Genomic DNA, 21,840 nt, shown 5'->3' with positions numbered 1-21,840 from the left:
TTCCGCAGCGCCCGGCCTATGCGCTCCCACCGATCACCGCCCCGGCCAGCGCGATCAATGCGGTCGGCTGGTGAATCGCCGGATCGATCGCAAAGTCGGTCCAGCCTGGTTTTTCGACCGGATCGGCGAACCCCAGCGCCTGCACCACGCCGGCACCGGTTCGCGCATATCCCCGCAAAACACCTCGGCTGGTGGCGGTAATCTTGACAAGGACGGCATGTCCCGGCTCGCGATAGAGACGCGCCTGCGGGATGCCGACGTAATCGAGTTCGATACCCGCCGGAGCGATGAGATCGAGCTCGTCGAGGAACGCCTCGCCCGGCGGGTCCAGTCTCGCACGGAACGCGATTTCGCCCGGTGCGCAGCTATCGTCCGTATCGACGGGTTCGGCGATATGCTCCGCTGCGACGGTCGGTGCTTCCGTCGATGCCAGATCGGCAGACACGCTGGCATCCTTGGACGAATAGGGCGGCAACGGTTCCTTCAGCGCCTCGATCAGTTCGCGCCGGAAGTCGTCGAGCGTCGCCTGCTGCTCGGTGCCGACAGCAGTCTCCTTGTTGCATATCGGCTTGAGCGCATCGATGAGATGGCGCTCGCACCGTTCGAGCCACTTGTATTTGATCCATTGCCGGTGCGCCCGGTCCATCGGCACCCCCACGGGCAGCGCCGCCGGATCCAGCCGGGCATAGACGAAGCTGATCCGCGCGAACATCTCGTCCTCGCGGCCCGGACGAAGCAGGTCCCAGTTGCGGGCGGCGAAGCGCGCCTTGCGATAGGTACAACTGGCCCCGGTCGTTTCGATCAGCGGATGCCCCTGCGCGGCGAGCGCGCCACGATCGACCTCGCGTCCGCCCAGCGCCCCGGCGATCGCATCGAACGGCGCATTCGGCGCATCGTCGAGAATGCGGGCGACGTCGGCGGCGGTGAAGCAGACGTTGGGCGAACGCAGCGTCTGATAGGTCAAATGCAGCCGCCATCGCGTCAGCACGCTGCCGGCCATGCTGTCGGTCTTGGCACCCGAATAGATGCCGACGTAGAACAGCGCTCCGTCTAGGAACAGGCCGTACACGCCCGCTCCGCGCAGCGACGCCATGTCGATCGCGCGGCCGGGGCGGCGATGCGCGCTCAGGTTCATGTGATCGGGACGGTCGCTCTTCGGACCGTGCGGTGCCGGGCGGAACAGTTCGTCGGCCTGATAGGGCCGGGACAACACAAGGGACATCGACGCTCCGTGATGACAGGTACGACGATGAAGCATTGCCCCGCTTAGCAATCGGTTAAGCGATCACCGCCCCAACACCCGAATCTCCACCCGCCACCACGCCACCGCCCACAACGCCCCGAACGTCCACCCGGCCAGCACGTCGCTCGGCCAATGCACGCCCAGATACACCCGGCTCGCACCGATCGCCGCGACCAGCAGCGCCGCCGTGCCCACGATCACCCCCCGCGTCGCCCGGCCGCGCACGATCGGGAACGCCAGCGTCGCCAGCGTCAGATAGACGATCGCCGAATGCGCGGCATGGCCGCTCGGGAAACTGCTCGACGTTTCCTGCATCAGATGCGGGACCAGATCGGGGCGGGTCCGCGCCACCAGATGCTTGAGCCCGCTGTTGGCCGCGCAGCCAAGCCCGGTCCCGACCATCACCAGCGCGGCGCTGCGCCACCGGCGCAGGCTGGCCAGCAGCGCGGCGGCGAACATCACCACCATCGTCAGCACCGTCGCCCCGCCGAGCGCGGTCACGTCGCGCACCGCCGAGGCGAACTTCGCCGACCCGACCGGCGTGCCGTCCGGCCGCCGCAGCGCCAGCAGGATGCGGCCGTCAAAGGCGAACGCATCCCCCGCCACCACCCGCGACGCGAGGAAGAACAGCATCAGCAGCGCCGCCACGCCCCCGGCAATGCCGATCATGCTCCACGGGATACGGCGCGACGGGCGGGGTTCGGCGGCAAGCGACATGCCGCCGCTTGTCGACGCTCGCCCGCCCCCGCGCAACCGGCTTATCCGGCTATCGCCTGCTCGACATAGCGGCGCGGCGTCATGCCGAGGAACAGGTGCGCATCGCGCAGCAGATGCGGCACGCTGCGATACCCGCCCTCGCGCGCCGCCGCGGTCAGCCCCGCCTCGCGGAACCGGTCGAGCGCGCGCAGGAAGCGGCGGCGCATCAGCAGCGACTTGGTCGAAAAACCGAAATGGCGCAGCGCCGTCCGCCCCAGCGCCTCGCGCGACAGGCCGAGGGTTTCGGCGATCCGTCCGGCGTTGGCGGCCTCGTCGCGGTCGATCGCCGCCTGCAACCGGGGAACCAGCGGATCGCCCGGCGCCGCAGCGGCGTCGCACCGCCGGATCAGGACGGCGCGGGCATGGCGCGCGATCTCGGCGGCGGGCATCGCCGGGCGGATGGCGGCGGAAAGGTCGCGCGCCAGCGCACCGGCGCGCAGCGGATCGAACGGGCTGATGCGGTTGGCGACGGCGGCGGCGGACAGCGGCAGGACCTGCGCCCATTCGGCGGGGCCGAGCGGCACGACCACCACGTCCTGCGCGCTGTCGGCCATGATCCGCAGCGGCTTGCTGGTCGGCCCGACCAGCGCCAGCGTGGGCAGCAGTGCCGGCGGCAACGCGCCGACCTGCGCCCATGCCCGCGCGTCGCCCACGCGGATCAGGATGCGCGCATCGCCCGGCAGGTGCCACCGCTCGCCCACCGGCGGCCGGACCGTCGCGCCGCAATGCTCGTCGAGGTACATGGTGCGATCGACCCCCGCCCGTGAAACAGGGTGCGGGTCATGCGCCGGAGATCGGGGGAACGCCATGCCGTCACGGCTCAAACACCGGACAATGCGTCGCATTTCGCTGGTGAGCCCGTCGGGATTCGAACCCGAGACCTACAGATTAAAAGTCCGTTGCTCTACCAACTGAGCTACGGGCCCATCAACGAAGCGCCAGCCCCTAGGCGCGGCGACGGCCGTGGTCAACCATCTGCTGCAACTGTCGCACGCTCCGCCCGCTCACCGGATCACGCCAGCCCGCCGCAATCGCCGCCAGCGGCCGCAGCACGAACGTGCGTTCGCGAAACGCCAGATGCGGCACGACCAGTCCGGGCGAGCGCCAGCACCCGCCCGACCACAGGATGATGTCGAGGTCGATCACCCGCGATCCCCACCGCCGCCCGCGGCGCCGCCCGAACCTGCGCTCGATCGCCTTGAGTTCGCCGAGCAACGCCGCCGGCCCCAGCGCGCTGTCGATGATCGCGACGGTATTCGCGTACCGCCGCAGCGACGGCCCGAGCGGCGCGCTGGCCATGACCGGCGCGACCGCCCGCACCCCGTCCAGCGCCGCCACCGCCGCGCGGACTTCCGCCACCGGCCCGCCATGGCGGCCCCACCGGTTCGATCCGATCGCGATGGCATAGGTTGAGCTCGACATCCCCCGCGACTATCGCCTGCCGATGGACATCACCACCCCTGCCGAACCCATGATCGCGGCCCCGATCGCCCCTCCAGTCGACTGCCCGCGCTGCCCGCGCCTCGTGGCGACCCGCGACGCGCTGCGCACCGAACACCCCGACTGGTGGAACGCACCGGTGCCGCGCTTCGGCGATGCCGACCCGTGGCTGGCGATCGTCGGCCTCGCGCCGGGATTGCAGGGCGCGAACCGCACCGGGCGGCCGTTCACCGGCGACCGGTCGGGGCCACTGTTCTGGGACACGCTGATCGGTGCCGGGCTGGCCGAAGGCAGCTATACCGGCAAGGTCGCCGATGCGCCCGAGTTGCGCGGCGTCGCGATCGTCAACGCCGTCCGCTGCCTGCCGCCCGAGAACAAGCCGACGCCGGAGGAAATCCGCACCTGCCGCCCGTTCCTCGACGCCGATCTGGCGGCGATGCCGTCGCTGAAGGTCGTGGTGGCGCTGGGCGCGATCGCGCACCAGTCGGCGGTGAAGGTGCTGGGCGGGCGGCTGCCCAAGGCACCGTTCGCGCATCTCGCCGAACATCGCATGCCCGGCGGGGTGATGCTGCTCGATAGCTATCACTGCTCGCGCTACAATCAGAACACCGGGCGACTGACCCCGGAGATGTTCGCCGCCGTGTTCGCCCGCGCGATCCACTTGCGCGACGGCGCATGATTCCGCTTGTGCGCATGGTGTCGCAAGGTAGCGTATGCCGATCAGTCTGAGGGGAAATCCGATGTACCGCCGCCATTTCGTCGCGCTGATGGCGCTCGCGCCGCTCGCCCGCGCGCTGCCCGCCGTGGCGCAGGGCGGGGCGGCGGGGGATTTCGCCCGGCTCTCGGCGGCCTATCTGGCCGGGATGGCGCGGCTGCATCCGGGCTATGCCACCGCGCTCGGCAACCATGCGCATGACGGCGAGGTCGAGGATTTGTCCGCCGCCGGTCGCGCCCGCGACGCCGCCTTCCTGCGCGCGACGCTGGACGAGCTCGGCCGGATCGATCGCGCCACGCTGTCGCGCGACGATCAGGTCGATGCGGCGCTGCTCGACAACGACCTGCGCTATCAACTGTGGACGCTGGAAGTGCTGCAACCCTTCGCGTGGGACCCGCAGGGGGCCAATGGCACCATTTCGGGCGGCCTCTATGCGCTGGCGGCGCGCGACTTCGCGCCATGGCCGCAGCGGCTGCGCTCCGCCACGCGGCGGATGGAGCAGGTGCCGGCGATGTACGCGCAGATGCGCGAGACCATCGTCCCCGCGCGCGTCCCCGCGATCTTCGCGACGACCGTCGCCAAGCAGAACGGCGGCATCCTCCAGATCGTCGACACGATGCTCGCCCCCCACAAGGACACGCTGCCGCGCAGTGACCGGGCGCGGTTCGACCGGGCGGTGGCGACGCTGCGCGGCGCGGTCGCCGAACAGCAGCGCTGGCTCGACACTGTGCTGGTCCCCGCCGCGAAGGGCGATTTCCGTTTAGGGACGGCGCTGTACGACCAGAAGCTGAAATTCGCGCTCGTCTCGCCGCTGTCGCGTGGTGAGATCAAGACGCGCGCCACCCGCGCCGCCGCCGACACGCGGGCCGAAATGTATGCGCTGGCCCGCACCGTCCTGCACGGTCGCCCCACCGCGCCGCCCACCCCTGCCCGCCCGACCCCGGCGCAGCAGCAGAAGGCGATCGAGGCGGCGCTGGAAATGACCTATGCCCGCCGCCCGAACCGGAACCAGGTGATGGCGAAGGCGCGCGCGACACTGGCCACCGCCACCGCCTTCGTCCGCGAAAAGAAGCTGGTGCGCGTGCCGGCCACCCCGGTCGAGATCATCGAGATGCCCAAGTTCCAGCAGGGCGTGGCCGTCGCCTATTGCGACAGCCCAGGGCCGCTCGAAAAGCATCTCGGCACCTTCTACGCCGTCTCGCCGATCCCGGCCGACTGGTCCGACGCGCAGGCCACCTCGTTCCTGCGCGAATATAACGACTATATGCTCCACGACCTGTCGATCCACGAGGCGATGCCGGGCCACTACCTCCAGATCGCGCACAGCAACGAGAACAAGTCGATCCTGCGCGCGGTCCTGTCGTCGGGGCCGTTCGTCGAAGGCTGGGCGGTCTATGCCGAGGGCATGATGGCCGACGCCGACTATCTCGACGGCGATCCGCTGTTCAAGCTGACCGTCCTCAAGATGCGGATGCGTTCGATCACCAACGCGCTGCTCGACATCGGCATCCATACCGAGGGCCTCACCGAAGCGACCGCAATGGACATGATGATGCGCGGCGCGTTCCAGCAGGAGCGCGAGGCCGCCGGCAAATGGACCCGCGCCCGGCTGGGCTCGACGCAGTTGCCGAGCTATTTCGTCGGCTACAGCGAACACATCGACCTGCGCCGCGACGCCGAACGCCGCGACGGCACGAAGTTCGACCTGATGCGCTACAACGACGCGGTCATCTCGCACGGCTCGCCGCCGGTGCGCTATGTGCGGGCGCTGATGTTCGGGGAGCCTATCGCGTAGGGGGTTCGGGAAGAAGGAAGGTCGGTTCCCGCGAAGGCGCGAAGAAGGTTTTGTTCGCGCGGAGGCGCGGAGGCGCGGAGAAGTAGCGCCTGCCGCGGCCCCCATCGTCATTCCCGCGAAGGCGGGAATCCATACACGCCGACGTTCCTGAAAGAGACGAAACGGTAGCGTCTATGGATTCCCGCCTTCGCGGGAATGACAAAGAGGAGAGCGCCGCGAAACCCGACGTAGCTGGCTACCGCAGGACATCGCCAGAAGCGAAACCCCTCCGCGCCTCCGCGCGAACCAACCTTCCTTTTTCTTCGCAGCGCATCGCCCGCCTACCGAACCGCAAACGCCCCGCGATACTCGGGCTTCACCGCGCGCAGCACCGCCGTGCTCACCGGCACCGTCGTCTCATATTGGCCTTCGGCATAGGAGCCGACGACATATTGGTCGGCGATCACCCCGATCCGGTCGAACGCGCGACCGTTCGATGATCCCAGTAGCACCGTCACGTCCTTGACCGCCGGGCATTTGCCGAAAATGCCGTCGGACGGCATCGGCCCACCTGCGCGACGATCGCGCTCGGCGCGCATCCATTTGCACCACGCCGGCATCACCACCGCCTGCAACGCCGCGTTCGACACGAACACCGTTTTCGGATCGAGCCGCTTCCCCACGCTCTTGTCCCAGACCATGCTCCCCGACGCGGTCGAGCCATGCGCGCCGCCGGTATAGCCGTAACTCACCGACGACAGGCTGAGGAACCGCGGCGTATCGGTCACGACCTGCCATTCGCGCGAGGCGTCATGCTTGCGGAACGGGAAGCCACCGCGCTTCGATTCGCGCCGATCCCCGGCGGCGTCGCGCGCGGTACTCGTCCGCAGCTTCGCCTTGTCCGCCTCCAGCCATGCCTTCAGCGGCGCGATTCTCCCCGCCTGCGCCGGATAGCTATATTTGAAGTCATAGTCCGCCGTTCCCTGTGCCACCGCCGGAACCGCGACCGCCGCCAACACCAACGCCGTCATCACCCGCATCGCCCGATCCTCCTGCATCACGGCTATTCCGGGGCGGCTGTACGGGCGATGACCGGACGGGTCAGTCGGCGAACAGCAGCACCGGCGTTTCGATCAGCCGCTTCAACGCCTGAACGTAACTCGCGGCGTCATGGCCATCGACGACGCGGTGGTCGCAACTGATCGACAGGTTCATGAGCTTCGCCTTGACGATCTCCTCGCCGCCGCCGGCGCGCGCACGGAACACCGGCCGCTCGACGATGCGGTTCGGGCCGATGATCGCGACCTCGGGCCGGTTGATGACTGGCGTCGTCGCGATGCCGCCCAAGGGCCCCAGCGAGGTGATGGTGATCGTGCCGCCCGACAGTTCGGCGGACGTCGCCTTGCCGGTCCGCGCGGCCTCAGCCAGCCGGACGATCTCGCCCGCCAGACCCCAAGGGTTCATGTCCTGCGCGTCGCGGATCACCGGCACCATCAACCCGGCATCGGTCTGCGTCGCCATGCCCAGATGCACCCGGCCCGACCGTGTCACCACCCCGGCCTCGTCGTCATAGCGCGCGTTCAGCATGGGGAAGTCGGGCAATGTCCGACAGATCGCGACGATCAGCAACGGCAGCAGCGTCAGCTTGGGCCGCGACCCCCGTCCCGCATTCAGGTCGGCGCGCATCGCCTCCAGCGCGGTGACGTCGATCTCCTCGACATAAGTGAAGTGCGGGATGTGCCGCTTCGCCGCCGCCATATTCTCAGCGATGCGCCGCCGCATGCCGATGACCTTGACCACCTCGTCCGCCCGCGCGCGGCTGGCGTTCGGCGCGTGATAGCCCTGCGCCGATCCATAGCGCAGATAGGCGTCGAGGTCGGCATGGCGGATATGCGGCCCCTCGTGGCGCACCGACGCCAGATCGACGCCAAGCTCTTTGGCCCGCTGCCGCACCGCCGGCGACGCCAGCGTCGTCGCCCGCTCGCGCGACGGCGCAGGGGCGGGTTCGGGTGCCGGCTCCGGCGCACGTTCCTCGATCGGTACGGCCGGCGCAGGTTCGGACGCGACTTCCTCCACCCCCGGATTCTCCGCCTCGACCCGTTCGGGTTCGGCGGGCTGCACCACCTCCGCTTCGGTTTCGATCACCACCAGCGTCGCGCCGATCGCCACCTGGTCGCCCGGCTCGCCCGCCAGTTCGACGACGGTGCCCGCGACCGGGCTCTCCATCTCGACCGTGGCCTTGTCGGTCATCATGTCGGCAAGGCGACCGTCCTCCTCGACACGGTCGCCGACCGCGACATGCCATGCCACGATTTCGGCTTCGGAAATGCCTTCGCCGATGTCGGGCAGACGAAAGGAAAAACGTGCCATGGCTCTCTAGTCCTGCATGATCTTTTTCAGCGCCTGTCCGATGCGGACCGGCCCGGGGAAATACGCCCATTCGAGGCTGTGCGGGTACGGCGTGTCGAACCCGGTCACGCGCTCGACCGGCGCTTCGAGGTGGTGGAAGCAGCGTTCCTGCACCAGCGCCGACAGTTCGGCGCCGAAGCCGCCGGTGCGCGTCGCCTCATGCACGATCATGCAGCGCCCGGTCTTCCTCACCGACGCCTCGATCGCGTCGATGTCGAGCGGCACCAGCGTGCGCAGGTCGAGAATCTCGGCATCCACCCCCGCCGCCTCGACGGTCGCGGTCACGACATGGACCATCGTGCCATAGGCGAGGATCGTCAGGTCGCCGCCTTCGCGCACCACCTTCGCCTTGCCCAGCTCGATCCGGTAATAGTCCTCGGGCACCTCGCCGCCCGCATGCTTCGACCAGTTCTGTGCCGGCTTGTCCCAATTGCCATCGAACGGGCCGTTGTAGATGCGCTTGGGCTCGAAGAAGAGCACCGGGTCATTATCCTCGATCGCGGCGATCAACAGCCCCTTGGCGTCATAGGGCGTCGAGGGGATCACCGTCTTGATGCCCGACACATGGGTGAAAATGCCCTCGGGCGACTGCGAATGCGTCTGCCCGCCGAAGATGCCGCCGCCGAACGGCGATCGCACGGTGATCGGCGCGATGAACTCCCCGCCCGAGCGATAGCGCAGCCGTGCCGCCTCGCTCACCAACTGGTCGAGCGCCGGATAGATGTAATCGGCGAACTGGATTTCGGGCACCGGACGCAGGCCATAGGCCCCCATCCCCACCGCGACGCCGATGATGCCGCATTCGGTGATCGGCGTGTCGAACACGCGGGTCTTGCCGTATTTCGACTGGAGCCCCGCCGTCGCGCGGAACACGCCGCCGAAATAGCCGACATCCTCGCCCATCACGATTACGCCCGCGTCACGCGCCATCATCACGTCCATCGCGGAATTGATCGCCTGGATCATGTTCATCCGCGCCATGTCAAACCTCCTTGCGCGCCCAGGGGCGGCCGGAGGCCTGCTCCTCGGCCATCATCTGCGCCTGCTGTTCGCGCAAATGCCACGGCATCTCCTCGAACACCCCGTCGAACAGCGTGTCGAGCGGCTGGTGCAGCCCGTGGCCGAGGATGCCGTTGGCCTCCGCCGCCTTCTGCGCCGCGCGCACCTGCTCGGCGACCTCGCGGTCCATCCCGGCGTGGCGGTCGTCGTCCCACTCGCCGATGGTGACGAGATGCGCCTTCAGCCGCGCGACCGGATCGCCCAGCGGCCATGCGGTCGGCTCGCCCGCCGACCGATACTGGCTGGGGTCGTCCGAGGTCGAATGCCCCTCGGCGCGATAGGTGAAATGCTCGATCAGCGTGGGGCCCGCGTTCAGCCGCGCCCGCTCGGCCGCCCATGCGGTGGCGGCATAGACCGCCAGCGCGTCGTTGCCATCGACGCGCAGCCCGGCGATGCCATAGCCGATCGCGCGCGCGGCAAAGGTCGTCGCCTCCGCGCCGGCAAACCCCGAAAAGCTGCTGATCGCCCACTGGTTGTTGACCACATTGAAGATCACCGGCGCGCGGTAGACGGTGGCGAAGGTCAGCGCGGAGTGGAAATCGCCTTCCGCCGTGCTGCCCTCGCCGCACCATGTCGCCGCGATCCGCGTATCGCCCTTCGACGCCGAGGCCATCGCCCAGCCCACCGCCTGCGGATATTGCGTGGTCAGGTTGCCCGAGATCGAGAAGAACCCATGGTCCTTCGCCGAGTACATGATCGGCAACTGCTTGCCCTGCAGCTTGTCGCCCCGGTTCGAATAGATCTGGTTCATCATCTCGACCAGCGGATAGTCGCGCGCGATCAGAATGCCCTGCTGGCGATAGCTGGGAAAGGTCATGTCGTCGCGGTCGAGCGCCATCGTGCCCGCAACGGCGATCGCCTCCTCGCCGGTGCATTTCATGTAGAAGCTGGTCTTACCCTGCCGCTGCGCGCGGAACATCCGCTCGTCGAACGCGCGGACCATCGCCATGTGGCGCAGCATCCGCCGCAGCATGTCGGGGTCGAGGCGCGGGTTCCACGGTCCCACCGCCTGTCCCGCCTCGTCGAGCACACGGACCAGCGTATAGGCCAGATCGTGGAACCGGTCGGCGGCGGCCGCCGGATCGGGGCGGGGCTGCGCGCCGGCGGCCGGCACCGTCACATCGGCGAAGTCCACCGCATCGCCGGGGCGGAACTTCGGCTCGGGTACGTGCAGCGCCAGGCGCGGCAGGTTGGGGCGATGGTCGCCGGTCATGCACTCTCCATGTCGCTTCCGCGTCGCCGCTTCAGCGGTCGCGCAGACTCGTTACAAACGCTTGTTATATAATTTCAACGAACTTAGCGAGGGGGTGGTTGCGTCGGTCGCCCAAGTTTCGTCGGAACTGTCGCGCGCTTCACCCGTATCGCATTGAAACCATTGGGAGACGATGCTTGAGCGGACTCGCGGGCTGGATCGCGCCGGCCGCCACGATGATCGCGGCGATGATGACGGCGGCCAATCTCGGCGCGCGGGTGACGGGCTGGGGCTTCGTCGTCTTCTCGGTCGGATCGGTCGCGTGGACGATCGTCGGTCTGTCGAGCGGGCAGACCAACCTCGTCCTCTCCAACGGCTTCCTGACGGTGGTGAACCTCGTCGGCATCTGGCGCTGGCTCGGCCGGCAGGCGAGCTACGACAAAGGCAGCAGCGCGGCGGCGGACGCCAGCGCCCGTGCCCCGGTCCCCTCGCTCTACGCGGCGGGCGGCGTGGTCGGCGCGACGCTGACCGGCCCCGATGGGGAGGGCGTGGGCACCATCGTCGACGCGATGTTAGGGTGCGGCGACAACGCCATCGCCTATGTCGTGGTCAGCACCGGCGGGGTCGGCGGCGTGGGCGAGACGCTGCATGCGCTGCGGCCGGACGAACTGATGTTCGGGTCAGACGGGATACGGACGGAGCTTGACAGTAACGCGATCCGGTCGAAACCGACCGTCCAGTCCGACCATTGGCCAGAGGCATTATAAGTCCTTGGCGGCTACGGCATCATGAACGGGCAACGCGATCTGATGGAAAGCGGCCATTGACCAACCTCCTAAAGAACGATGTCCTGAGTACCCACACCGCACAAACGCTCGTCCACGAACTTCGCCGCAAAACCTAAACTTGGTTCCCAAACGCAGTCGAATAGCAGACCGACAACCCGCTCGGACGGCGAGCCGAAGGACTCTTGAATTATCAACTCAGACGGCGTCAACACACGGGTTAGGTCTTCCGCACTTGCCATCTCCGGTGACCACTGATCGGCGAATTGCCCACCGAAGCGTGCGCGCAAGTCCGGCAGGTTTTTGCGATATTGTGAAAAGATCGCATCTTCGGCGGCTTTGCACATTTTAGCTTTGTGCTGCTTGAAAGCCGCGTAAGCCTCCCTCTGAACCGCGCTTATCTCAGCACCTTCGTCGCACGGGATTACCAGGCGAGTAACAGACACGGCGCCGAGGAAAGGCCATGCGCATTGGCCGACCCATCCAAATTCATATTCGACTTCTCCGAACAGCGCGTCTCTCACAAGCTTGCTTCCGATGCAACGTCTAGCGTTTACGTGTAATCGGGGAACTTATGCTAGTGGGGCGACAGCGGCTACTCCGCTACCGGCGCCCACTCTCATCACTCCACCGGAAACCCCCGCCGCCGGAACAGCGCAGTTACATCCGGGTCGCGCCCGCGAAACGCGCGATACGCTTCCTTGCGATCGGTCTCGTTCCCCGTCGCCAGCAACGTCTTGCGGAACCGGTCGGCGGTCGCCTTGTCCCACACGTTGCCGGTCGCGACGAACGTGGCCCAGGTATCGGCATCCATCGTCTCCGACCACAGATAGGAATAATAGCCCGCCGAATAGGCATCCGACGAGAAGAGGTGATTGAACTGCGGCAGGCGGTGCCGCATCACGATCTCCCTGGGCATCCCCAGCTTGGCCAACGTATCGCGTTCGAACGCCGCGACATCGCTCACCGGCTCCGCACGGTCGTGCAACTCCATGTCGACGATCGCCGAGGAGAGATATTCGACCGTGTCGAATCCCTGATTAAACGTCGACGACTTCTCGATTTTGTCGACCAGCGCCTGCGGCATCGCCTGCCCGGTCTGGTAATGCCTGGCATAACGATCGAGCACGTCGCGGGTCAGCAGCCAGTTCTCGTTCACCTGGCTCGGATATTCCACGAAGTCGCGCGGCGTCCCCGAAAGGCCGGGATAGGTCACGTCCTGCACCAGCGAATGGATCGCATGGCCGAATTCGTGGAACAGCGTCGTCGCATCGTCGAGGCTGATGAGCGTCGGCTGTCCCCCCGCCCCCTTCACGAAGTTGTTGTTGTTCGACGCCAGCACGTTCGTTTCGCCGCCGAGCTTCTGCTGCCCGCGATAGCGCGTCGCCCATGCGCCCGACCGCTTGCCGCTACGCGCGAAATTGTCGAGGTAGAAGACGCCGACGTTGGCCCCGTCGCGCGCATCGGTGACGGCGAAGGTCCGCACGTTCTTCTCGAACACCGGGATTTGCCCGGTATTTTCGGTGAACTTCAGATCGTACAGCCGCCCCGCCGCATAGAAGGCGGCCTGCACGATATTGTCGAGCTGGAGATACGGCTTCACCTCGCTCTCATCGAGGTCGTATTTCGCCTTGCGCACCTTTTCGGCGTAGAAGCGATAATCCCATGGCTCGATCGTGATCGCCGCCCCGCCCTGCGTGGCCAGCGCCTGCATGTCGGTCACTTCCTGCCGCACCCGTGCTACGGCGGCGGGCCACACGCGCATCATCAGCGCGCGGGCGTTGGCCGGCGTCTCCGCCATCGTATCGTCCATCCGCAGCCAGGCATGGTTGCGGAAGCCGAGCAGCTTCGCGCGCTCCTGCCGCAGTTTCAGGATGGTCGCGATCGTCGCCTTGGTGTCGTTGCCGTCGCCATTGTCGCCGCGCTTGACGAACTTGCTCCACACCGCCTCGCGCAAGGAACGATCGGTGGCATAGGTCAGCACCGGCGCCACCGACGAGCGCGTGTTGACGATCGCCCATTTGCCGGCAAGGCCCCGCTCGTCCGCCGCCGCCTTCAACGACGCGACGAAACTGTCGGGCAGGCCGGCCAGCCGCTTCGCGTCATCGACGACGATCCACGTCTCCTCATCGGCCAGCACCTTGCGGCTGAACTCGTTATAGGCGACCGACAATTGCTGGTTAAGCCCGCTCACCTGCGCGCGCTGCGCATCGGTCAACAGGCTGCCGCGCCGCACGAAGCCGCGATAGGTCCGCTCCAGCAACCGCAGTTGCTGCGCGTTCAGCCGCTGGCTCGAGCGCGTATCATACGCCGTTTTCACCCGCGCGAAGAGCTTGGGGTCGAGGAACAGTTCGTCGTTGAACGCCGACAGTTTCGGCGACCACTCGCGGTCGATCGCCTGCACCTCCTTGGTCGCGAGATTGCCGGTATAGACGCCCCACATCGCGCCCACCCGATCCATCGTCTTGCCGGCCAGTTGCAGCGGCACGATCACCGTGTCGAACGTCGCCGGGCGCGTGTCGTCGCGGACCTTGTGGATGTCGCGCCGCATCTCGGCCATCGCCACCGGGAACGCGACCGGGAACATCGCCGGTGTAACCTTGTCCCACGGCGGCACCCCTTCATAGGGTCCGCCCCATGGCGCGGTCAGCGGCGTCGCGTCGAGCGTCGCGGCACTGGTCTGCGCGCCGCCTGTCGTCGGCAGCGCGGTGGAGGCAAGCAGCAGGCTCAAGGCGATTTTCATCCAGTCGTCCGTATGCAATATCGAATTACGACGAACCTAGGCATTGGGAGCCGCTTGGCAAGCTCGCGCGTTATGCGCGGCAACGAAACGGAACCGGGGGTATCCATGCAGATCACGTCGCTCGCCGAACTCGACCGCGTGGCCGACGAGGCGCGCAAGCTGGTGACGAAACGCGCGCTCGTCTCGGCCGGCGCGGCGGTGGTGCCGGTGCCCGGCGCCGACCTGCTCGTCGACGCCAATATCCTGACCAAGCTGCTGCCCGACATCAACCAGCGTTTCGGGTTGAGCAAGCATCAGGTCGAACAGCTCGAACCCGATCGCGCGAAGCAGATTTTCCTGATCGCCGCCAATCTCGGCAACGGCGTCATCGGCCGATCGATCACCCGCCGCATCGTCACCGCGCTCGTCCGCCGCGTCGCGGCGCGCTACGCGACGAAATCGGTGCTACGCTTCGTCCCCTTCGCCGGACAGGTCGCCGCCGCCGGCATCAGCTTCGGCGCGATGAAGCTGGTCGGCAACAGCCATATCGACGACTGTTATGAGACGGTGAAACGTACGCTGGTTTGAGGGAAGGTACTGGCGACAAGAACAACCATCCTTCCCCCCCTGCCAACGCATCGTCCGCCGCGTGCCCTCCCCCTCGTCGTCCCCGCGAAGGCGGGGACCCATAAACGCTGGCGTCGCGCTTCCAGCCGATCCGTCAGCGTCTATGGATTCCCGCCTTCGCGGGAATGACGAAATGCCCTACGCCGCCAGTCCCTCCAGCGCCTCGTTCGCCTCCATCCACTTGGCCTCCGCCGCCTCGATCTCGGTGTCGAGGCTGGCGCGGCGCTTCATCAACTGCGCCATCGTCAGCCGGGCGAGCGCGGGCGACGCCTGCCCCGCCATCGCCGCGTCCAGCGCGTCGCGCTGCTCGGTCAGCTTGGCCAGATCGCGCTCGATCGCCTGCGCACCCTTGCGCAACACCTGCGCCTTCTCGCGCGCTTCGGCCGCCGCCTTGCGGTCGTCCTTCTTGTTGGCCTTCTTCGCCTTTTCCTTGGCCGAATTGCCGAGGATCAGCGCGATATAGTCGTCGATCGTCCCGTCGAATTCCTTCGCCGTCCCCTCGTCGACCAGCACCAGCCGGTCGGCGGTCGCCTCCAGCATGTGGCGGTCGTGGCTGACGAGCAGCACGCAGCCGGTATAGGCGTTCAACGCCTGCACCAGCGCCTCGCGCGCATCGACGTCCAGATGGTTGGTCGGCTCGTCGAGGATCAGCATATGCGGTGCCTCGCGCGTGATGAGCGCCAGCGCCAACCGCGCCCGCTCGCCGCCCGACAGCTTGCCGACCAGCGTGATCGCCTTGTCGCCCGAAAAGCCGAACCGGCCGAGCTGTGCGCGCACCGCGGCGGGCGACGCGCCCTTCATCTGCCGCGTCATATGTTCGAGCGGGGTGTCGTCGGTGCTGAGTTCCTCCACCTGATACTGGGTGAAATAGCCGACCTTCATCTTGCCCGCCGCGTTCATGTCGCCGTCCATCGGCGTCAATTGCGCCGCGAGCAACCGCGCCAGCGTCGTCTTGCCGTTGCCGTTGCGGCCCAGCAGCGCGATACGGTCCTCGGGGTCGATCCGCAGGTTCAGCCGCTTGAGGATCGGCGTGTCGCCATAGCCGACGCTCGCCATGTCGAGCGTGATGAGCGGCGGGCGCAGTTCGTCGGGATCGGGAAAGTCGAACGTCAGGCTGGGATCCTCGGCCATCGCCGCGATCGGCTTCATCTTGGCGAGGATCTTGAGCCGCGACTGCGCCTGTTTCGCGGTCGAGGCGCGGGCGGAGTTCTTCGCCACATATTCCTGCAGCTTGGCGCGCTGCGACGCCTGATTGGCGCGCGCCGCCTCGATCTGCGCCAGCCGCTCGGCGCGCTGCTTCTCGAAAGCGTCATAGCCGCCGGGATACAGGGTGATCTTGCCCTGATGCAGATGCAGGATATGGTCGACGACGTTGTTCAGGAAATCGCGCTCGTGGCTGACGACGACGATCGTCGCCTTGTAGCCTTTGAGAAAATCCTCCAGCCACATCACCGCTTCGAGGTCGAGGTGGTTCGACGGTTCGTCGAGCAGCAGCACGTCGGGCTGGCTGAACAGCAACGCCGCCAGCGCGACGCGCATCCGCCAGCCGCCCGAATAGCTCTCCAGCGCGCGGCCCTGCATCTCCTCGTCGAAGCCCAGCCCGACGAGGATGCGCGCCGCGCGCGCCGGCGCGCCATAGGCGTCGATCGCCAGCAGCCGTTCGTGAATGTCGCCCAGCCGGTCGGGATCGGTCACGGTTTCGGCATCGTGCATCAACCGCGCACGTTCGACATCGGCCTCCAGCACCATCTCGAACGGCGTCGCCTGTCCCGCCGGCGCTTCCTGCGCGACATAGCCGAGGCGTGACCCGCGCGGCATCTCGGCGGTGCCGGTGTCGGGTTCGAGCTGGCCGGCGATCACCCGCACCAGCGTCGACTTGCCCGCGCCATTGCGCCCGATCAGCCCGACCCGGCTGCCCGGCGGCAGCGCCGCACTGGCATTGTCGAGGATCGTCCGCCCGCCAAGGCGCACCGTGATACCGTTCAGATTGAGCATGGGGCGGGCGCGTAGCAGTTTTCGCCGCGTTTGCGAAGGGGACGCCGCACTGGCGTCATGGTGGCTGCCGGCGGGTCGCCGACACACGCCTCGACCCGTTCAGACCGACTGACGGCAAATGTCGCACAGGTGCAACCTGCCACCCGAACCGATCGAAAACTCCTCCCCTCCCTGACAAGGGAGGGGCCGGGGGTGGGTAGGCTTCGAGGACACCGATACATTCCCTCGCAGGCCAACCCACCCCCAACCCCTCCCTTGTCAGGGAGGGGAGCCTCAAGCCGCCAAAACCATCGCCCGCAACTCGCCCTTCAATATCTTGCCATTGGCGTTCCGCGGCAGCACCGTGTCCGAAAACCGTACCTCCACCGGCACCTTGAAGCCGGCGAGCCGCTCGCCGACGAACGCCTGCAACTCGGCCGCCTCGACTTGGCACCCCGGCGACAGATGCACCACCGCCACCGGCTCCTCGCCCAGCACGCGGTGCGGCCGGCCGATCACCGCCGCGTCGCTCACGGCGGGATGGGCGTACAGCACGTCCTCGACCTCGATCGAATAGATGTTCTCGCCGCCGCGGATGATGATGTCCTTCGCCCGGTCGACGATGTAGCAGAAGCCTTCGTCGTCCAGCCGCGCCAGGTCGCCGGTACGGACCCAGCCGTCGATGAAGGTCGCCGCCGTTTCCTCGGGCCGCTGCCAGTATCCCGCCACGATCATCGGGCCGCGCACCCATAGTTCACCGACCTCACCGACCGGCAATTCGCCGGCGCCATCCACGGCCATGACCTTCAGGTCGGCGACCGGCACCGGCGGCCCGCAACTGGTTGGCCTTGCCAGATAATCCTCGGCGCTGTGCTGGGTCACGGTCGCCATCGTCTCGGTCATGCCCCAGCCGTTGCCGGGCATCACCCCGAAGCTCTCGTGCAGCCGTCGCACCAGATCGGGGGCCGACGGCGCGCCGCCATAGCTGATCGTCTCCAGCGAGGAGAGGTCGTAGCGCGCCCGGTCGGGATGGTCGAGCAACTGCCACGCGATCGTCGGCACGCCACCGGTCGCCTGCACCCGTTCGCGCTCGATCAGCGCCAGTGCCTCGCCCGCGTCCCATTTGCGCATCAGCACCATCGTGCCGCCGCTGGCCATCATCCCCATCAGCACCGCGCTGCACGCGGTGACATGGAAGAACGGAATGACCAGCAGGCCCGTCTTGGGTTCGGGGGCGGGCGGCGGCATCTCCCCCCGGCGCAGCATCGTCCGGGTGGTGTTATACGCCGACGACAGGATATTGGTCGCCAGATTGCGATGCGTGCCAAGCGCACCCTTGGGGCGTCCGGTCGTCCCGCTGGTATAGAAGATCGCCGCCGGATCGTCGGGCAGGATCGCCACCTCCGGCAACGGTACTCCGGGCAGCCCGGCCCAATCAGCGCACGCCCCGATCACCGCCTCCAGCGGCTGCGCCGGCGCGGCCACCGGCCCGGTCGGCCGCGCGACCAGCATCGGCACCGCGCTCTCGCCGATCCGGGCATGGCGCTCGCCGTCGACGATCGCCAGCCGTGCGCCCGAATCCGCGATCCCGAACGCCAGCTCGGCCGGGCTCCACCATGCGTTCAGCGGCACGCAGATCGCCCCGATGCCGACGATCGCGAAGAAGGCGACCGGCCATTCGGGCAGGTTGCGCATCGCCAGCGCCACCCGGTCGCCCTTGCCGATACCAAGCGTCCGCAGATGCGCCGCCAGTGCCGTGATCGCCCGGTACTGCGCGGCATAGCTTACCCGGTCGTCGCCATAGACGATCGCCAGCCGGTCGCCATGCACCGCCGACGCCCGCGCCAGCAGCGCAAGATCGGCCGGCGCATTGCGCCAGATGCGGGTGGGAACGGCGCCGATCACCGCCTCGCCCATCTCGAACGGGGCACCCGGCGCGGTCAGCAGCGCGCGGATCCGTGCATCCGACATCGCCGGCCACGCCGTATCGTCCGCTCCTGTCACCGCCCGTTCGATCACCGCCTCCTAGAATATCGGGTTTGCCGGAAATTCCACATCCGTTGCGACGGACTATTGATTACGCGGGAGCCAAAGGCAATAGAAGGCCCCGATACCACCGGGGATTTAGAATTCCCGGTATGACAACCGATGGAGAGATGCCCGCAATGTCCGTCAAGACCGAACGCCATGGCGACGTGCTGGTCGCGATCGCCGACCACCCGCCGGTCAACGCGCTCGCCGCCCCGGTACGGCTCGGCCTGAAGGCCGCGATCGAGGAAGCCGCCGGTGACGATTCCATCCGCGCGGTCGTCATCGCCTGCGCCGGCAAGACGTTCTTCGCCGGGGCCGACATCACCGAATTCACCAAGCCGCCGGTGATGCCGCTGCTCCCCGAACTGGTCGACATGATCGAGGCGTCGGACAAGCCGGTCGTGGCGGCAATCCACGGCACCGCGCTCGGCGGCGGCTGCGAGGTCGCGATTGCCAGCCATTACCGGATCGCGGTGCCCAGCGCGAAGCTCGGCACGCCCGAAGTGAAGCTCGGCCTGCTGCCCGGCGCCGGCGGCACCCAGCGTCTGCCGCGCTTGGGCGGCGTCGCGGTGGCGCTGGAACTGGTGGCGAAGGGTGATCCGATTTCCGCGACGAAAGCGAAGGACGCCGGCCTGATCGACCGGCTGGCCGGCGAGGACAGCCTGCTCGTCGACGCCATCGCCTTCGCGACCGAGGTGGCGGACGTCCGCCCCCTGCCCCGCACCTCCGAAAAGCCGGTCCAGCCCGACCCCGAAGCCGTGGCCGCCTTCGAGAAGGCCAACGCCCGCCGCTTCCGGGGCTATGAAGCGCCGGCCGCCAACATCGCCTGCGTGGTCAAGGCCAGCGAAACCCCCTTCGCGCAAGGGGTGCAGTTCGAGCGCGAGCAGTTCATGAAACTGATGTTCAGCGTGCAGTCGGCGGCGCAGCGGCATATCTTCTTTTCCGAACGCAAGGCGTCGCGGATCGACGGCATTGCCAAGGACATCGCGCTGCGCCCGGTGAACCGCGTCGGCGTGATCGGCGCGGGCACGATGGGCGGCGGAATCGCGATGAACTTCCTGTCGGCCGGGGTTCCTGTCACCATCGTCGAGATGCAGCAGGACGCGCTCGATCGCGGCGTTGCCACCATCCGCAAGAATTACGAGGCGACCGCCGCCAAGGGCCGGATGAAGCCGCAAGCGGTCGAGGCGGCGATGGGGCTGCTCACCGCCACGCTGGGGCTGGACGCGCTCGCCGACTGCGATCTGGTGATCGAGGCGGTGTATGAGGAAATGGCGGTCAAGCAGGACATCTTCGCCAAGCTCGACACCATCGCCAAGCCGGGTGCGATCCTCGCGACCAACACCAGCTTCCTCGACATCGACGTCATCGCTGCCGCGACCAACCGGCCGCAGGACGTGCTGGGCATGCACTTCTTCTCGCCGGCCAATGTCATGAAGCTGCTGGAGGTCGTCCGCGCCGAAAAGACCGCCGACGATGCGCTGGCGACCGTGATGGCCATCGCCAAGAAGATCCGCAAGGTCGCGGTAGTTGCCGGCGTCTGCCACGGCTTTATCGGCAACCGCATGCTGATCCCGCGTCAGGAGGAAGCGACCAAGCTACTGCTCGAAGGCGCGACCCCCGAACAGGTCGACCGGGTGCATGTCGATTTCGGCTTCCCGATGGGTCCGTTCCAGATGAGCGATCTGGCCGGCGTCGACATCGGCTGGCACCGCGACCCGACCCGGATCGAGAATATCCGCGACGCGCTCGCCGCCGAGGATCGCTGGGGCCAGAAGAAGGGCGCGGGCTTCTACGACTATGACGACAGGCGCAACCCGTCGCCCAGCCCCCGCGTCGCCGAGATCATCACCGATTTCCGCGAAAAGACCGGCACGCCGCAGCATGACGTGACCGAACAGGAAATCATCGAACGCACGCTTTATCCGATGGTCAACGAAGGCGCGAAGATCCTCGCCGAGGGCAAGGCGCAGCGCGCATCGGACATCGATGTCGTCTGGGTCTATGGCTATGGCTGGCCGCCGTATCGCGGTGGTCCGATGTTCTGGGCCGATATGGAAGGGCTGAAGAAGATCGTCGCCGGCCTAGAAAAGCACGGCTTCGAGGTCGCGCCGCTGCTGCGCGAAAAGGCCGAGAGCGGCGGGCGGTTCAACTGAACCGCCGCGTCCGCCGACCGTTGGAGCAGCCATGACCGATAGCACGACCCTGGTCGCGAACCTCACCGCGCTGCTCGACGTCGAGACGATCGATACCGACCTCTACCGGGGCGCGCGCAACCCCGGCGGGGTCGGCCGGGTGTTCGGCGGTCAGGTGATCGGACAGGCGTTGCAGGCGGCGCAGCGCTCGATCGGCGGCGACAAGATCGCCCATTCGCTCCACGCCTATTTCCTGCGGCCGGGCGACGAGGCGCATCCGATCGTCTACCGGGTGGAGCGCGACTTCGCCGGGCGCAGCTTCGCCAACGCGCGGGTGATCGCGATGCAGCGCGGACAGGCGATTCTCAACATGGCCGCCTCGTTCCACCTGCCCGAAGAGGGCATGCACCATCAGGACGCGATGCCCGACGTGCCCCCGCCCGAGGACCTGCCGACCGAGGCCGATCTGATCGAGGCGATGCGCGACCGGATTCCCGAACGCCTCACCCCGCTGCTCGCCAAGGCACGACCGCTCGAATTTCGCCCCGCCTCGGGCCGCCACTGGCTCGACCCGACGCCGCGTGCCCCCGAACAGGCGAGCTGGTTCCGCATCTGCGGCCCGGTCGGCGAGGATATGGAACTGCACCGCGCGATGCTCGCCTATGCCAGCGACGCGATGCTGCTCGGCACGTCGATGCTGCCGCACGGCGTCAACTGGCTGATGGAGCGGATACAGGTCGCCAGCCTCGACCATGCGCTGTGGCTGCACGAGCCGTTCCGGGTCGACGACTGGCTGCTCTATGCCACCGACAGCCCATGGGCCGGTCACGCACGCGGCCACAATCGCGGCCGCATCTTCACCCGCGACGGGCGGCTGGTCGCCAGCGTCGCGCAGGAAGGGCTGATCCGGGCGCGGGGTTGAGGCTCCCACCCCCAGCCCCTCCCTGACCAGGGAGGAGCTGGGGGTGGGTCGGTCTG

At 67.6% G+C, this 21,840-nt stretch carries 18 protein-coding genes and 1 tRNA gene; 6 read left to right on the top strand and 13 right to left on the bottom strand.

The window, feature by feature from the left end:
- Positions 1-16: 16 nt before the first annotated feature.
- The 5 genes from ASG37_RS01515 to folK all read right to left on the bottom strand — a co-directional run bounded on the left by ASG37_RS01515 (position 17) and on the right by folK (position 3,421).
- Positions 17-1,222, bottom strand: a complete 1,206-nt coding sequence (locus ASG37_RS01515) for a hypothetical protein (RefSeq protein ID WP_156349008.1) — start codon at positions 1,220-1,222, stop codon at positions 17-19.
- Between the two features lie 63 nt (positions 1,223-1,285).
- The gene (locus ASG37_RS01510; RefSeq protein ID WP_055755503.1) at positions 1,286-1,960 is read right to left on the bottom strand and encodes a phosphatase PAP2 family protein; all 675 of its coding nucleotides are present in this window, start codon (positions 1,958-1,960) and stop codon (positions 1,286-1,288) included.
- Positions 1,961-2,001: 41 nt separating this feature from the next.
- Positions 2,002-2,808 carry a helix-turn-helix domain-containing protein gene (locus ASG37_RS01505; RefSeq protein ID WP_156349007.1) on the bottom strand — a complete coding sequence of 269 codons (807 nt, stop codon included), beginning with the start codon at positions 2,806-2,808 and terminating at the stop codon, positions 2,002-2,004.
- A gap of 41 nt (positions 2,809-2,849) precedes the next feature.
- Positions 2,850-2,925: transfer RNA gene (locus tag ASG37_RS01500), tRNA-Lys, on the bottom strand.
- A 19-nt stretch (positions 2,926-2,944) separates the two neighbouring features.
- On the bottom strand, positions 2,945-3,421 hold the full coding sequence (gene folK / locus ASG37_RS01495) for a 2-amino-4-hydroxy-6-hydroxymethyldihydropteridine diphosphokinase (RefSeq protein WP_055755501.1): 477 nt from the start codon (positions 3,419-3,421) through the stop codon (positions 2,945-2,947).
- Between the two features lie 22 nt (positions 3,422-3,443).
- Here folK and ASG37_RS01490 point away from each other — a divergent pair, with 22 nt between their 5' ends.
- Positions 3,444-4,118, top strand: a complete 675-nt coding sequence (locus tag ASG37_RS01490) for a uracil-DNA glycosylase (RefSeq protein WP_082447923.1) — start codon at positions 3,444-3,446, stop codon at positions 4,116-4,118.
- Positions 4,119-4,179: 61 nt separating this feature from the next.
- Entirely contained in the window at positions 4,180-5,949 is a 1,770-nt protein-coding gene (locus ASG37_RS01485) for a DUF885 domain-containing protein (RefSeq protein WP_055755500.1), read from the top strand.
- Positions 5,950-6,269: 320 nt separating this feature from the next.
- Here ASG37_RS01485 and ASG37_RS01480 read toward each other — a convergent pair whose 3' ends face one another.
- The 4 genes from ASG37_RS01480 to ASG37_RS01465 are packed head-to-tail and all read right to left on the bottom strand — an operon-like array spanning position 6,270 to position 10,609.
- Positions 6,270-6,986, bottom strand: coding sequence for a DUF4163 domain-containing protein (locus ASG37_RS01480; protein WP_235525119.1), 717 nt, complete (start codon positions 6,984-6,986; stop codon positions 6,270-6,272).
- Positions 6,987-7,029: 43 nt separating this feature from the next.
- Entirely contained in the window at positions 7,030-8,298 is a 1,269-nt protein-coding gene (locus ASG37_RS01475) for a dihydrolipoamide acetyltransferase family protein (RefSeq protein ID WP_055755499.1), read from the bottom strand.
- A gap of 6 nt (positions 8,299-8,304) precedes the next feature.
- The gene (locus ASG37_RS01470) at positions 8,305-9,309 is read right to left on the bottom strand and encodes an alpha-ketoacid dehydrogenase subunit beta (protein ID WP_055757176.1); all 1,005 of its coding nucleotides are present in this window, start codon (positions 9,307-9,309) and stop codon (positions 8,305-8,307) included.
- A gap of 10 nt (positions 9,310-9,319) precedes the next feature.
- On the bottom strand, positions 9,320-10,609 hold the full coding sequence (locus ASG37_RS01465; RefSeq protein WP_055755498.1) for a thiamine pyrophosphate-dependent enzyme: 1,290 nt from the start codon (positions 10,607-10,609) through the stop codon (positions 9,320-9,322).
- 176 nt (positions 10,610-10,785) lie between these two features.
- On the opposite strand from ASG37_RS01465, the gene ASG37_RS01460 reads away from it, so the two are divergent.
- Positions 10,786-11,355 carry a PRC-barrel domain containing protein gene (locus ASG37_RS01460; protein WP_321163599.1) on the top strand — a complete coding sequence of 190 codons (570 nt, stop codon included), beginning with the start codon at positions 10,786-10,788 and terminating at the stop codon, positions 11,353-11,355.
- 68 nt (positions 11,356-11,423) lie between these two features.
- Here the strand turns inward: ASG37_RS01460 and ASG37_RS01455 are convergent, their stop codons facing one another.
- Together ASG37_RS01455 and ASG37_RS01450 are read right to left on the bottom strand one after the other, a co-directional pair.
- Positions 11,424-11,897 (bottom strand): DUF6985 domain-containing protein, encoded by a 474-nt coding sequence (locus tag ASG37_RS01455; protein ID WP_156349006.1) that lies wholly within the window; start codon positions 11,895-11,897, stop codon positions 11,424-11,426.
- 98 nt (positions 11,898-11,995) lie between these two features.
- Entirely contained in the window at positions 11,996-14,116 is a 2,121-nt protein-coding gene (locus tag ASG37_RS01450; RefSeq protein ID WP_055755497.1) for a M3 family metallopeptidase, read from the bottom strand.
- A 105-nt stretch (positions 14,117-14,221) separates the two neighbouring features.
- Between ASG37_RS01450 and ASG37_RS01445 the strand changes: the two genes are divergently transcribed.
- Positions 14,222-14,683, top strand: coding sequence for a hypothetical protein (locus ASG37_RS01445; RefSeq protein ID WP_055757172.1), 462 nt, complete (start codon positions 14,222-14,224; stop codon positions 14,681-14,683).
- Positions 14,684-14,860: 177 nt separating this feature from the next.
- Here the strand turns inward: ASG37_RS01445 and ASG37_RS01440 are convergent, their stop codons facing one another.
- Positions 14,861-16,717 (bottom strand): ABC-F family ATP-binding cassette domain-containing protein, encoded by a 1,857-nt coding sequence (locus ASG37_RS01440; RefSeq protein ID WP_055755496.1) that lies wholly within the window; start codon positions 16,715-16,717, stop codon positions 14,861-14,863.
- Positions 16,718-16,990: 273 nt separating this feature from the next.
- Positions 16,991-18,667: a class I adenylate-forming enzyme family protein gene (locus tag ASG37_RS01435; RefSeq protein ID WP_055757170.1), complete on the bottom strand. Its 1,677-nt coding sequence runs from the start codon at positions 18,665-18,667 to the stop codon at positions 16,991-16,993.
- A 194-nt stretch (positions 18,668-18,861) separates the two neighbouring features.
- Between ASG37_RS01435 and ASG37_RS01430 the strand changes: the two genes are divergently transcribed.
- A complete protein-coding gene (locus ASG37_RS01430) occupies positions 18,862-20,883 on the top strand; it encodes a 3-hydroxyacyl-CoA dehydrogenase NAD-binding domain-containing protein (RefSeq protein WP_156349005.1) in 2,022 nt (673 codons plus the stop codon).
- Positions 20,884-20,914: 31 nt separating this feature from the next.
- Positions 20,915-21,784 (top strand): acyl-CoA thioesterase, encoded by an 870-nt coding sequence (locus ASG37_RS01425; protein ID WP_055755494.1) that lies wholly within the window; start codon positions 20,915-20,917, stop codon positions 21,782-21,784.
- Positions 21,785-21,840 lie beyond the last annotated feature (56 nt).

Source organism: Sphingomonas sp. Leaf407, from assembly GCF_001425385.1.
Taxonomy (GTDB): Bacteria; Pseudomonadota; Alphaproteobacteria; order Sphingomonadales; family Sphingomonadaceae; genus Sphingomonas.
Note: the sequence above shows the minus strand (reverse complement) of the source record. Positions and strands in the feature narration are given on the sequence as shown.